At 71.2% G+C, this 12,659-nt stretch carries 11 protein-coding genes and 1 pseudogene; 4 read left to right on the top strand and 8 right to left on the bottom strand.

Features of this window, described 5'->3' with window-relative positions:
- Positions 1 to 61: 61 nt before the first annotated feature.
- A complete protein-coding gene (locus ACZZ9K_RS12695) occupies positions 62 to 1,108 on the top strand; it encodes an NAD(P)-dependent alcohol dehydrogenase (RefSeq protein ID WP_071404920.1) in 1,047 nt (348 codons plus the stop codon).
- A gap of 72 nt (positions 1,109 to 1,180) precedes the next feature.
- On the opposite strand, the gene ACZZ9K_RS12690 is transcribed toward ACZZ9K_RS12695, so the two are convergent.
- From ACZZ9K_RS12690 to ACZZ9K_RS12675, 4 genes are all read right to left on the bottom strand, one after another.
- Positions 1,181 to 2,626: a hypothetical protein gene (locus ACZZ9K_RS12690; RefSeq protein ID WP_463444224.1), complete on the bottom strand. Its 1,446-nt coding sequence runs from the start codon at positions 2,624 to 2,626 to the stop codon at positions 1,181 to 1,183.
- Positions 2,616 to 3,476, bottom strand: coding sequence for a TIGR03943 family putative permease subunit (locus ACZZ9K_RS12685; RefSeq protein WP_138802442.1), 861 nt, complete (start codon positions 3,474 to 3,476; stop codon positions 2,616 to 2,618). The genes ACZZ9K_RS12690 and ACZZ9K_RS12685 overlap by 11 nt, the downstream gene beginning before the upstream one ends.
- Positions 3,463 to 4,476, bottom strand: a complete 1,014-nt coding sequence (locus ACZZ9K_RS12680) for a permease (protein ID WP_138802441.1) — start codon at positions 4,474 to 4,476, stop codon at positions 3,463 to 3,465. Before ACZZ9K_RS12680 ends, ACZZ9K_RS12685 begins: the two co-directional genes overlap by 14 nt.
- Positions 4,477 to 4,549: 73 nt before the next feature.
- Complete coding sequence (locus ACZZ9K_RS12675) at positions 4,550 to 5,128, bottom strand: TetR/AcrR family transcriptional regulator (protein ID WP_260678789.1); 579 nt, start codon at positions 5,126 to 5,128, stop codon at positions 4,550 to 4,552.
- Positions 5,129 to 5,234: 106 nt separating this feature from the next.
- Here ACZZ9K_RS12675 and ACZZ9K_RS12670 point away from each other — a divergent pair, with 106 nt between their 5' ends.
- Together ACZZ9K_RS12670 and ACZZ9K_RS12665 are read left to right on the top strand one after the other, a co-directional pair.
- A complete protein-coding gene (locus ACZZ9K_RS12670) occupies positions 5,235 to 5,549 on the top strand; it encodes a DMT family transporter (protein WP_138802440.1) in 315 nt (104 codons plus the stop codon).
- A gap of 1 nt (position 5,550) precedes the next feature.
- Entirely contained in the window at positions 5,551 to 5,904 is a 354-nt protein-coding gene (locus ACZZ9K_RS12665) for a DMT family transporter (protein WP_071246233.1), read from the top strand.
- A gap of 219 nt (positions 5,905 to 6,123) precedes the next feature.
- On the opposite strand, the gene ACZZ9K_RS12660 is transcribed toward ACZZ9K_RS12665, so the two are convergent.
- Complete coding sequence (locus ACZZ9K_RS12660; protein ID WP_463444223.1) at positions 6,124 to 7,263, bottom strand: CE1758 family FMN-dependent luciferase-like monooxygenase; 1,140 nt, start codon at positions 7,261 to 7,263, stop codon at positions 6,124 to 6,126.
- Positions 7,264 to 7,350: 87 nt separating this feature from the next.
- Positions 7,351 to 8,247 carry a phosphatase PAP2 family protein gene (locus ACZZ9K_RS12655; protein WP_463444222.1) on the bottom strand — a complete coding sequence of 299 codons (897 nt, stop codon included), beginning with the start codon at positions 8,245 to 8,247 and terminating at the stop codon, positions 7,351 to 7,353.
- Between the two features lie 19 nt (positions 8,248 to 8,266).
- On the opposite strand from ACZZ9K_RS12655, the pseudogene ACZZ9K_RS12650 reads away from it, so the two are divergent.
- Positions 8,267 to 8,890, top strand: a pseudogene (locus ACZZ9K_RS12650) (DUF4383 domain-containing protein); the annotation flags it as partial.
- Positions 8,891 to 9,237: 347 nt separating this feature from the next.
- Here ACZZ9K_RS12650 and ACZZ9K_RS12645 read toward each other — a convergent pair.
- Positions 9,238 to 10,548 (bottom strand): ATP-dependent DNA helicase, encoded by a 1,311-nt coding sequence (locus ACZZ9K_RS12645; RefSeq protein WP_463444221.1) that lies wholly within the window; start codon positions 10,546 to 10,548, stop codon positions 9,238 to 9,240.
- A complete protein-coding gene (locus tag ACZZ9K_RS12640) occupies positions 10,545 to 12,569 on the bottom strand; it encodes a cytochrome c oxidase assembly protein (RefSeq protein ID WP_463444220.1) in 2,025 nt (674 codons plus the stop codon). The genes ACZZ9K_RS12645 and ACZZ9K_RS12640 overlap by 4 nt, the downstream gene beginning before the upstream one ends.
- Positions 12,570 to 12,659: the final 90 nt, after the last annotated feature.

Raw genomic sequence — 12,659 nt, 5'->3', positions numbered from 1 at the left:
GCGCGCACACTGGTTCCGGGCCGGAACCGGCCCGCAACGCACCACCCCCACGAGGAGATCATTGCGCACCGTCAACGCGTACGCGGCACCGTCAGCGACCGAGCCGCTCGTCAAGACCACCATCACCCGCCGGGACGTCGGCCCGGACGACGTCGCGATCGACATCGCCTACGCCGGCATCTGCCACTCGGACATCCACACCGTCCGCGGTGAGTGGGGTCCCATCCAGTACCCGCAGGTCGTCGGCCACGAGATCGTCGGCCACGTCACCGAGGTCGGCGAGAACGTCACCAAGCACAAGGTCGGCGACCGCGTCGGCGTCGGCTGCATGGTGAACTCGTGCGGCGAGTGCGAGAACTGCGTCGCCGGCCAGGAGCAGTACTGCCTCAAGGGCAACATCGGCACCTACGCCAGCGTCGACCCGGCCGACGGCTCGATCACCCAGGGCGGCTACTCGCAGGCCGTCGTGGTGAACGAGGACTTCGTCCTCCGTGTCCCCGAATCGCTCGACATCGAGAAGGTCGCGCCGCTGCTCTGCGCCGGCATCACCACCTACTCGCCGCTGCACCACTGGAACGCCGGTCCCGGCACCAAGGTCGCCGTCGTCGGCATGGGCGGGCTCGGCCACATGGCCGTCAAGATCGCCGTCGCGCTCGGCGCCGAGGTCACCGTCCTGTCGCAGACCACCTCCAAGCAGGAGGACTCGCTCCGCTACGGCGCGAAGGCCCACTACGCGACGAAGGACCCGGAGACGTTCGAGAAGCTCGCGAACTCCTTCGAGCTGATCATCAACACCGTCTCGGCGAAGATCCCGATGGGCGCCTACCTCGGCCTGCTCAAGGTCGACGGCACGCTCGTCAACGTGGGCGCTCCGTCCGAGCCGCTCGAGGTGCCGGCCTTCGCGCTCATCCCGCGTCGGCTCAGCTGGGCGGGTTCCGCCATCGGCGGCATCCAGGAGACCCAGGAGATGCTCGACTTCTGCGCCGAGCACGGGATCCTCCCGGAGACCGAGCTCATCAGCGCCGACCAGATCAACGAGGCCTACGAGCGCGTGCTGTCCTCGGACGTCCGCTACCGCTTCGTGATCGACGCGGCCACGCTGGCGTAGTCGTCACCACCTGAACGACTGGAGGCCCGGTACCAGCTGGTACCGGGCCTCCAGTCTGTCGTCTCGAGACCGTCAGCCGACCTCGTCGCCGGACGGCAGCGCGCCGCACCAGTCGACGGAGCCCGCGTCGATGCTCGCCTCGAGCGCACCGGAGGCCGCGTCGACGATGCTCACGAGCTCGCCGGCCGCCGACTTCGTCGCGACTGCGACGAACTGGCTGTTCGGGGACGGGCAGACCGCGGTGACGCTCGCGTCGTCCGGGATCGTCACGGGCAGCCGGGAGGCCCGTCCCCCGTCCACACGCACGATCCGTGCCGCGATGGTGCCGTCCGACCGCACGTCCCCCAGCACCCGCAGGTACGTGTCGTCCGACAGCTGGGCGATGCGGCCGAGGACGGCCGCATCGGTGCTCGCGGCGGGCGCCTGCAGCGCCGACTTCGACCCGTCGGTCAGGTCCAACCGCTCGATACCGGTTCCCGTCTCGACGACGGCCGTGGTGCCGGTGCCGACGAAGCCGTGCAGGTAGGTGGCGCTGCCGAGCCGGACCGGGTCGGCACGCCCGCTCATGTCGACGAGCACCAGGTCGTCGCTGCCCGTCCGGACCAGCGCGCTCTCGGTCCGCGGCACGTAGGCCCACTGCCCGACGGTCATCGGCACGGCGCCCGTCTTCGGCTTGCCGTCCGCCGCGATCGCCGTGGGCATGTGGGTGCCCGTCATGTCGACCACGTACAGACCGGTGTTCCGGGACTGCCCGGTCGAGGTGTCGGCGTACTCGAACCCGAACGAGGCACCGTCGTCGGCCACGTGGAGCGCCGTGACGCGACCCTCGGAAGTCGGCAGGGTGAGGTGTTCGACGGGGGCGTCGGCGTCCTGCACACCACCGCTCAGCGCCACGATGTCGACGGACGAGCTGGCGTCCGTGCCGCTCACGACCACCAGGGAACGGCCGAGCCGGGCGTACTCGGAGATCGCGGTGCCCTCGTGGACGGTGGTGGCGCCGCCCGCGTCGAGGGATCGCCGGACGATGCGGTCCTTCGCCCCGGCCTGCCCCGGCACGAGTGCGAGCACGTCGGTGCTGCCGGTGCGGATCGCCGCGGTCAGGTCGGACGTGGCGCGCTGCCCGGGTGCCCGGACGTCCGCGACCGTCACGGTGTACTCGCGGTCGTACGCCAGGGGTCCGGCGAACTCGACCGCGATGGTGTTGCCGCTCGAGGTCACGGTGTGCGCCGCAGCCGGGCTGACCCGGACGTCGGCGGCGGCGACCTTCTGCAGCGCCTGGTTCGCCGTCAGGATCACCCGCTGGGCCGGACGGGTGACGAGGCCGGTCGCGTCGTAGGACACGTCGCGGAGCCGCGGGCCCTGCTGCGAGCCGACGACCGCGGCGAGCGCGGCGACCACGGCGAGGACCACCACGACGGCGACGTACCGGCGGTGGAAGCGGTGTGCGACGGGGCGGCGCTCGCGGCGCTCGTCTCTGCGCCGCTCGCGGGGCTGGTCTCCGCGGCGCTCAGAACTCATACGGGTCCTCGGGCTGCGCGATGTCGGTGATCTTCGCGGCCTTGACGACGATGCGGGCGTCGGCGGACTGGTCCGGGTTGGCGGCCAGGGCTCCGCGGACGGTGACCCACTGCCCCTCGTCGGGGACGGTCCCGGTGCCGTCGCCGGTCACGACGCCGAGGCCGACCGGTTGCGCGTCCACGGCGCAGCAGCTGATCACGAAGCGGGTGAGGGTGAAGGACCCGTCGTCGCCGGGCACCACGAAGCCGGACAGTTCGACCGGCTTGCCGACGAGGGCCGTGGTGTCGGTGGTCTGCCGGATCAGCGCGGCCCAGTCCTTGACGCCGTACTGCGAGGTGTCGACGCCCTCGCTGCCGAGCAGCTGCACTGCGGACTCGGAGCCGGTCGCGTTGGACAGGGTCGCGGAGTCCACGCTCCGCTGCTGGGCGGTGCGGGCGGACAGGGTCGTCGGCGGCAGGACGAGCATCGCGACGGTGACGCCGATCGTGACGACGGCGGCGGCACCGCCGAGGGCGAGGCGGACGGCGCGACCGCGGCCGGGGCGCGGCTCGTGGGCGTCGGCGTCGGCGTCGTGCCCGTGGGCATCAGCGGCGACGTGGGCGTCGGCGTGGTGCTCGTCCGCTTCGTCACCGTGCGTGTGGCCGTACCCGCGGGCGGTGGCCACCAGTCCGGCGATCGACGCGGGCACACCGACGGCGGCGAGCACGACCGTGAACACCGAGTACCGCGGGTTGATGTACAGGTCGAGGTGCCCGACCAGCGCGAGCCACAGCGTGCAGAGCGCCGCGGCCAGCACCGACCCGAGACCCAGGTACGCGGCCGCGTTGCTGCGTGCATCAGACGAGGACATTCATCACCAACCCGACGGCTCCGGCGAACAGGACGCACACGACGGACAGCAGCACCAGGAAGCGGACCCGGAACGTCGTGCGCAGCAGGGCGATCATCTTGACGTCGATGATCGGCCCGATGATCAGGAAGGCCGTGATCGACCCGGGCAGGAACGTCGACGCGAACGACAGCGCGAAGAAGGCGTCGACGTTCGAGCAGAGCGACACCGTCATCGCCAGCAGCATCATCGCCGCGACGGACAGCACCGGGTTCGAGCCGACGGCCACCAGTGTCGAGCGGGGAACAGCGACCTGGATCGCCGCGGCGAGCCCGGCACCGACGAACAGCGCCGGCATCATCGTCGCCGTCTCGCCGCCGAACTGTGCGGCGCTCTGCCGCCAGCGGTGCAGGCCGCGGGGCGCTCCGACGGCCGCACGGCACCGGGCCTCGAAGGCGGGGAGCAGCAGGTCGGCCGGACGGCGGTGCGCGGCGACGATCCAGCCGACGAGGTTCGCGATGACGAACCCGCCGACGATGCGCACCGGCAGGATCCACCCGGACCAGCCGAACGCCTGCGCGGTGCTGATGATGACGAGCGGGTTGAGGATCGGGGCCGCGACGAGGAACGTGACGGCCTCGGCCGGCGTGAACCCGCGCATCATCAGGCCTCGGGCGAGCGGGACGTTGCCGCACTCGCACACCGGGAACAGCATGCCGATCAGGGAGATCACGGCGCGACGGCCGAAGGCGTTCTGCGGCAGGACCTTCTCGAGCGCGCCGACCGGCACCCAGACCTCGACGACGATCGACAGCACGATGCCGAGCACCACGAACGGCAGGGACTCGACGACGACGCTGATCGCCAGCGTGAGGAAGTCCTGCACGACGTCCGGCAGCCCGGTCGTCCCGATGCTCGGGGAGAACAGCCGGATGCCCAGCAGGATCACGACGGCGAGCAGCACCAGGCCGGGGCCGGTGAGGCTCCGAGTGCGCTGCGGCGGCCGCGTGGTCGTCGTCACCGGGACAGGATAGGTGACGCGTCCTGCCCGGGGCTGCGCGCGCGCCCTCGCACGGTGCGAGGGGGCCGCGCGCTCAGCCCGCGGTGACGCCGTCCAGGTGTCGGTCGAGCACGTCGATCGCCCAGTCGCCGGACTCCCCCGGAGCCAGTCGGACGACCTGCATCGCGAGCCCGTCCAGGAGCGCGTGCAGACGGCAGGCCTCGTACTCCCGGTCGTCCGCCGGCACGCCGAGCAACCCGAGGATCTCCTCACACCACGTCCGCATCGCCGCGACGGTCCGGTCGAGCGTCGGCCGGAGCGCGACGTCGGTGAGCGCGGCGTTGCCGAGCGCCAGGTAGACCTCGAGCTCGATGACCCGCTCCTCGTCGAGGGGCAGCAGCTCGAGCACGATCCGGCGTGCCCGTCGGGCCGGCGTCAGGTCAGCGGGGATGGCATCGATGCGCTCGCGGATCCGGTCGAACACGAGCGTGATGGTGTGCTCGCGGACGCTCGCCTGGGTCGGGAACGTGTAGCGGACCGTGCTCGGCGGCAGTCCGGCCTCGGCAGCGACGTTCCGCACGCTGAGCGCCCCGAGGCCGTCGCGGGCGAGGACACGGCAGGCCGCCTCGGACACGGTGCGGCGCCGTTCGTCGACGTCCATGCTCCTGGCCACGACGCCATACTCGCACAGTTGTACGAACTCGTGCTACCGTCGATGTCGTTGTCGCACAGTCGTACGACAACGAGAACGAACGACTCCAGCAGGAAAGGACATCGTCATGGCATGGGCAATCCTCGTGCTCAGCGGCGTGCTCGAGGCCGTCTGGGCCACCGCCCTCAGCGCCTCGAACGGCTTCAAGAAGGTCGTCCCCACGATCGTGTTCGTCGCCGGGATGGCACTGAGCATGGTGGGGTTGGCGTTCGCGATGAAGAGCATCCCGGTCGGCACCGCCTACGCCGTCTGGGTCGGTATCGGGGCGTCCCTGACCGTGGTCGTCGCGATCCTCCGCCGACAGGAGGCCGCGTCCCTCGCCCGCCTCGCCCTGGTCTTCGGCCTGGTGGCGTGCGTCATCGGCCTCAAGGTGGTGAGCTGACGTGGCGTGGATCGTCCTGTTCGTCAGCGCCGCACTCGAGACCGTCTGGGCGACCGCCCTGGGCGAGAGCGACGGCTTCACCGAGCTCCGACCGACGATCGTGTTCGCCGTCACGATCGTGATCAGCCTGGTCGCCTTCGGCTACGTCCTCAAGCACATCCCGATCAGCACGGCGTACGCGGTGTGGACCGGTACCGGCGCCGCGCTCACGGTGCTGTGGGGCATGGCCACCGGCGCGGAGCCCGTCACCGTCCTTCGCCTGCTGTTCATCGCCGGCATCGTCGGGTGCGTGGTCGGCCTGAAGCTGGTGCCGGCCCGCCCCGCCGCGGAGCCCGCCGCCGAACTCACGCGCTGAGCGACAGCTCACGCACCAGCGACCCCGTGAAGTGTCGCTGACCCCGTGAAGCGGGTGCGGTCCGAGAACACGCGCCGAGACGGACGGGAGGCCCGGTGCCAGCTGGCACGGGGCCTCCCGTCCGGTCGTGGCCGCGCCCACCGCGCATGGTGAGCAGCAATGGTCGGGTCACCTCGCGGGACCCGACCATTCCTGCTCACGATGCGAGCGCTGCGAGCGTCAGACGGAGGCGCCCGTCCACTCGTCCTCGGCGGCGACGTGGTCGCTGCCGACGGTGCCGTCCGCCATCGCGGCAGCGGCACGTGCCGCGTGCGACGGCGGGTCCGACGGGACGTCGGCGGGGCGACCCTCGTCGTTCAGCTTGCGCAGCTCCGGCACGATGTCCGTCGCCAGGATGTCGATCTGCTCGAGCACCGTCTTGAGCGGCAGACCGGCGTGGTCGATGAGGAACAGCTGGCGCTGGTAGTGGCCGACGTGGTCCTTCATCGCCGCGTACCGGTCGATGACCTGCTGCGGCGAACCGACGGTGAGCGGGGTCTGGGCGGTGAAGTCCTCCATCGAGGGGCCGTGACCGTAGACCGGGGCGTTGTCGAAGTAGGGCCGGAACTCGTTGATCGCGTCCTGCGAGTTCTTCCGCGCGAAGAACTGCCCACCGAGCCCGACGATCGCCTGGTCGGCGCGGCCGTGCCCGTAGTGCTCGAAGCGCTGGCGGTACAGGCCGACCATCTGCTCGGTGTGCTGGATCGGCCAGAAGATGTTGTTGTGGAAGAAGCCGTCACCGTAGTAGGCGGCCTGCTCGGCGATCTCCGGCGTGCGGATCGAGCCGTGCCAGACGAACGGCGGGACACCGTCGAGCGGACGCGGGGTCGAGGTGAAGCCCTGCAGCGGCGTGCGGAACTTGCCCTGCCAGTTGACGACGTCGTTCTCCCACAGCTGGCGGACGAGTGCGTAGTTCTCGATCGCCAGGTTGACGCCCTGGCGGATGTCCTGCCCGAACCACGGGTAGACGGGGCCGGTGTTGCCGCGGCCCATCATCAGGTCCATGCGGCCGTCGGAGACGACCTGGAGCATCGCGTACTCCTCAGCGATGCGCACCGGGTCGTTGGTGGTGATCAGGGTCGTCGACGTGGACAGGGTGATGCCCTTCGTCTTCGCCGCCAGGTAGGCGAGCAGCGTGGTCGGCGACGAGGCCACGAACGGCGGGTTGTGGTGCTCGCCGGTCGCGAAGACGTCGAGCCCGGCCTGGTCGGCGTGCTCGGCGATCGTCAGGATGTCGCGGACGCGCTGGGTGTCGTCCGGCGTGGTGCCGGTCGTGGGGTCGGTCGTGACGTCACTGACCGTGAAGATGCCGAACTGCATGATGCGCCGCCTTTCGCGATTTCGATGCGTTTGCATCGACTTGCTGGGTACAACGTAGCGCACGCGTCAGCATTCCCGCTCCGCGCGTCAGGCGGCCGGCAGCGTGGCCGGGTCGGTTCGCGCGGCGTGGTGCATCCCGTCGAGGAACCACACGATCGTCACGACCGACAGGACGCTCGCACTGGACGCCAGCCGTCCCGCAACCAGGATCGCGGCGTGGTCGTGCGCGCCGCCGCCGGTCAGGCCGACCACGAGCGCCGCGACACCGATCGCCAGCGTGATCCCGGTCGCGACGAGGAGCACGACGCTCACCACCCGCCGCGGCCCCCGCCGACCGTCACGGTCGCCCCGGAGCCCGCGGTCGACCCGGGGCCCGACCGCGCGGACGATCCCGAGCCAGAACATCGCGATCGCGCAGGCACCGATGATGTCGCTGACCCGGTGCCAGCCGTAGACCACGGTCTGGTTCGCCACGAAGACCGCGTACCCGGCGCCGACGATGGTCACCAGCGGGCGGAACCGACGAGGCGTGACCATCAGGACGGCGAACAGCGCCGCCAGCGCGATCGTCGCGTGCCCGGACGGGAACGAGTTCGGCGTCGTCGACTGAGCGATCTCAGGGCGCACGGCGATACGCTTGACGAGCGTCGAGGTGGCCGCCGACGCGAGCACCACGACCCCCGCGCCGAGTCCCACCGAGAGCCGCCGTCTGGCGAACGCCACGGCGACGATCACGACGACGAGCAACAGGATCACCGGCACCGAGATGACGTTGAGCGCAGTGTCCGAACTGAACAGGTCGGACTCCCGGACCCCGCCGAGCGCGGCGTCCTCCGCTTTCTGACCGACCGGGGTCAGCACCGCGACCCCGTAAACGAGAGGCACGATCACGAACCCCAGAGCCGCCAGCGCAGCCCACCGCACCCGCCGCGAGACCCACGGTCCGCGCGACTCGGATGCACTGCGCTCGGGTGTCAAGGTCACCGGGCTGGTCCTCCTCGGGGTGGTCGTCGTCGGGCTCGTCGCACGACTGGCGGCGGCGCTGCGATTGGGTCGGTCGGGGTCCGACACGATACCGTTGGAGCACCGGCCGGAGGCTGGGAACCGCACCCCCGTCGGCCGCGCACTGCGCGCTGACACGAGGGGATCGGTGATCCCCGCCGGGCCGTCGCACCACGCGGGACCGACGCACGTCGCGTCGGCAGTGTACGAGGAGGAAACCGAAGTGGCCATCAAGGAACCGGGCATCATCGCCTCGCCGAACCGGGGTCTCGCACTCACGGCCGGCGGCGTCCTCGCACTCTGGGGCGTCCTGGGCTTCTTCTTCGCCGCCGACGGCGACCCGGGCTTCTTCAACCGCCAGGGCGGCATGCTGTGGAACGCGTTCGGCGTGAACCCGGCGCTCTGCCTGGTGTGGGTGCTGCTCGCCGCAGTGCTGCTCATCACCGGCCTCGGCAACACCGTCGGATCGCGCAACGGCAACCTGCTCGTCGGGGTCCTGCTCGTCGGGGTCCTGCTCGTCGTCTTCGCGGTGTACGGCTTCGTCTTCGTCGACACCTCGGCCAACGTCTTCGCGCTGAACACCACGGACAACGTGTTCCACGCCGTCGTCGGTGTGCTCCTGCTGCTCACCGCGCTCGGTGCCGACAAGGAGAACCTCCGCGCGCTGCGAGCGCGCGCGCCTGACGCACCCGCTCGACCGCACTCCCCGACGCCCGTCTGCCGCTCCGGCAGGCGGGCGTCGTCGTGTGTGCGGGCGGCGGGGTGGTCCGGCGGGTGTGTCGTCCGGTCACGACTCCCCGCTCAGGTCTGCCGGCCGGTCACGAACCGTCGGCTGCGGCGCCTCGGAGCGACAGATCGTGACCGCTCGAGGCGGGACCGACGGGGAGTCGTGACCGCTCAACCGCGCCGCGCCGCGCGGAACGGACGGAACCCGCTCGGACGGCGGCCGGGGACAGCCGCAGGTCGGACGCGTCAGTCGGCGTCGGGCTGCTTCTTCGGGGACTCGAGCTCGGTGGCGACGATGCGGGGCGCCTCGGACATGAAGCGCCGGACGTCCAGGTCCACGATGATGTCCTGCGGCCGGAGCGGGCGGGTGAGGAACAACCCCTCGAGCGAGGTCAGCCGCGACAGCGCCACGTACGTCTGGCCCGCGCTGAACACCCGGTTGCCCAGGTCGACCACGGCCCGGTCGTAGGTGCTGCCCTGCGACTTGTGGATGGTCACGGCCCAGGCCAGTCGGAGCGGGAACTGCTGGAACTCCCCGACGGTGTCCTTCTTGAGTTCCTTCTTGTCCGCGTCGTACGAGTACTTGAACTTCTCCCACACCGACGGCTGGACCTCGAACGACTCACCGTCGACGTCGACCCACACGGTGTCGCGGATGGCCGTCACGATGCCGAGGGTGCCGTTCACCCAGCGCTGGTCGGCGTCGTTGCGCAGGAACATCACGTGCGCTCCGGGCTTCAGCTCGAGGGCTTCGTCGGCCGGGAAGTTCCGTCCACCGAAGTCGCCGTTCACGTCGGCCTTGGCGGTCTTCACCTTGCCGGGCAGCCGTTCGAGGGCCGCCTTGTTGATCCGGGCGACCGTGTCGTTGCGGGTCGCCAGGGTGATGGCGTCGTCCGGAGCCGGACGTGCCCCGGCGGTGTTGAGCTGCTCGGCGATGTCCGCGGTGACCCGGCCGTGCCGGACGGCGGTGAGCATCGCGGCGAAGGCGTCGTCGCGCTGCCGGTGCACCGTGGCGAGCTCGATGATGTTGAGCTCGGCCTCGAGCCACACCTTGGCGTCGAAGAACCACATCGACCGGTAGTGGTCGGTGAAGTAGGCGCGCTCGTCGGCGTCGCCGGGCACCGGGGGCAGCTGGTACGGGTCGCCGAACATCACGACCTGGACGCCGCCGAACGCCTCGAACTGCCGACCGCGGGCCTTGCGGAGCGACCGGTCCATGCCGTCGAGCAGGTCGGCGTTGACCATCGACACCTCGTCGATGACCAGGGTGTCGATCGTGTTGAGGAGCTTGCGGGTGTCCGGGCCCTGCCGCAGCTCGGCGTCGGCGATGAGCCCGATCGGCAGCCGGAAGAGGGAGTGGATCGTCTGGCCGCCGACGTTGAGCGCAGCGACTCCCGTCGGGGCGCAGATGACGACCTGCTTCTCGGTGTTCCACGACAGGTGGTTGAGCAGCGTGGACTTGCCCGTGCCGGCCCGGCCGGTGATGAAGACGTGGTCACGGGTGTGCTCGATGTACTCGAAGACGGCGCGCTGTTCGTCGCTCAGCTCGATGCTCATCGGGCGTCCGCCCCGGGCGAGGGTTCGAGGTCGTCACTGACGTCGTCGAAGTCCAGGTCGTCCTGGTCGGCCCGGGCAGCGGGCTCGGCGACGGCGGTGGAACCGGCTGCAGCTGCGTCAACAATGTCGACCGCGTCTCCGCCGTCACGCCGCAGCCGCACGAGCACCACCACGACCACGGTCACCAGGAGCAGCACCCCGGCGACGATCAGCACCAGGCCGGCCCTGGCCTGGTCGACGAGCGGGTCCGGCCCCCACGTCCGACCCATCGCGCCGAACCACGAGGCCTGCAGCAGCCCGAGCGGCCCGCGCATCGCGATGCCGAGCGAGACCGTGCCCGCCGCGATCACCACGGCACCGACGATCCGGACGACCGCGGCAGCCGTGGTCGGACGACGGTGCCCGGCGGGGATCGGTGTGCAGAGCGTCGGGACGGCCAGGAGCCCGACCAGCAGGAACACGACGTCGCTGACGGTGCGGCCGGTGGGGTCGCTCACCGACCACCGGACGGCGTCGGTCGCGAAGAAGGCCCACCACAGGGCCGCCGCGAGCAGGAACGCGGGGAACGGCTGGGCCAGGTAGCGCACGGACGGGTGCTCGACGATGACGTCGGTCCACTCACGCACGCCCGTGCTGTCGTCGTTCCGGGGTTGCACGGCGGCGCGGATCAGGGCGACGGGGGCCGCCGCCCACACCAGGGCGGGGACGACCAGGCCGAGCAGCACGTGGGCACCGACGTTCGCCGAGACGAGGAACCGGTCGTACTGGTGCAGCGAGCCCGAGGTCGCGACCACCAGGGACACGACCGCCAGGGCCGCGGCGATCGAGCGACGCGCCGGCCACCGAACGCCGCCCCGTCGCAGTCGCACGACGCCGGCCACGTAGGTCGCAGCGAGCAGCACGGCGGCGATCAGCCAGAACAGGTCGATGTTCCACTGGGTCAGCCAGCCCCACGCACCGGGCGCGTGCGGCAGCAGGTCGTCGGTCAGGAGTTCCGCGGGGCTCGGGTCGGTGGTCTTGCTCAGGGCGATCTGGTCGACCGGCGTGGCGGTCCGCCCGAGTGCCGCGGCGAACCCCGACGCCACACCCATCACCGCGAGCTCGACCACGATGAGGGTCCAGAAGGGCCGCTGTCGATCGGGCGAGGTGGTCAGCGCACGGATGGCCCGACGACGCTGCACCGCGCCGAGGACCCCGATGGCGACGATCGCACCGATCTTCACCAGGACGAGCGTGCCGTACGGGGTGAACAGGTTGGACAGCGCCCCGACGCGGATCTGCGCCGACGCGGTGCCGGAGACGGCGACGAGCACGAAGCAGCCGAGGGCGATGCTCGAGTACCGGGCCACGACGGCAGCCAGCCGGTCGCCGGGCAGCACCCCGCGCAGCAGCACGAGCATGACGAGCCCACCGACCCACAGCGCCGCACCGACCAGGTGCAGCCCCAGTGCCGTCACGGCGGCGTCGTGGCTCGCGGTGCCGGCGGCGTGGCCCTGCTGCGCGAGCGGGATGAGGCCGATCATCGAGACGCCGGCGGTCAGGGCGACCATGCCCCGCGAACGGACGGCGAAGCAGAGCACCGTGACGGCCGCGGCGACGAGGACGGTCACGAGCCAGGCGAGACCGAGCTCGGTGCCGGTGAGGAACACCCCCATCGACTGCCCGAACTGCTCGTCGATGCTGATGCGCGAACCGGCGACGCTGAGGAACGTGCAGAACGTGGCGACGGCCGACGCGACCGTCCAGACGCCACTGGCCCCGGCGGCGACGTCGATCGCGCGGTTCCACTCGGGGCCGGAGCGCGAGAGGCCGATGGTCGCCAGTGCGAGCCCACCGATCGTGGTGGCCGCGGCCAGGTCGACGACGAGCCGGGCGATCGGCAGCCCGAAGCGGACGACGGGCCCCGGGTCGGCGATGAGTGCGGGGTTCGCGCCCCCACCGATGACGAGTGCCGTGAGCAGCGCCACGAACCCGACGAGCAGGAGCACGGCGGGACCGGCGATGCGCGCGATCCGATTCACCCGTCAAGCCTAGGCGGTGCCCACCCGGCCGACGGACGGGGCGGGCCGATCTGTGCAAACCGGCTCGGGCCTCCAGGCAGGACGCGCGCA

The organism is Curtobacterium sp. AC268 (assembly GCF_979258745.1).
This window is presented reverse-complemented; position numbering and strand designations above follow the sequence as displayed.

Bases quoted from the DNA above. Each gene is read 5' to 3' on its own strand.
- ACZZ9K_RS12660 (WP_463444223.1), bottom strand. From the start codon at position 7,263: ATGCAGTTCGGCATCTTCACGGTCAGTGACGTCACGACCGACCCCACG.
- ACZZ9K_RS12645 (WP_463444221.1), bottom strand. From the start codon at position 10,548: ATGAGCATCGAGCTGAGCGACGAACAGCGCGCCGTCTTCGAGTACATC.
- ACZZ9K_RS12685 (WP_138802442.1), bottom strand. From the start codon at position 3,476: ATGTCCTCGTCTGATGCACGCAGCAACGCGGCCGCGTACCTGGGTCTC.
- ACZZ9K_RS12670 (WP_138802440.1), top strand. From the start codon at position 5,235: ATGGCATGGGCAATCCTCGTGCTCAGCGGCGTGCTCGAGGCCGTCTGG.
- ACZZ9K_RS12690 (WP_463444224.1), bottom strand. From the start codon at position 2,626: ATGAGTTCTGAGCGCCGCGGAGACCAGCCCCGCGAGCGGCGCAGAGAC.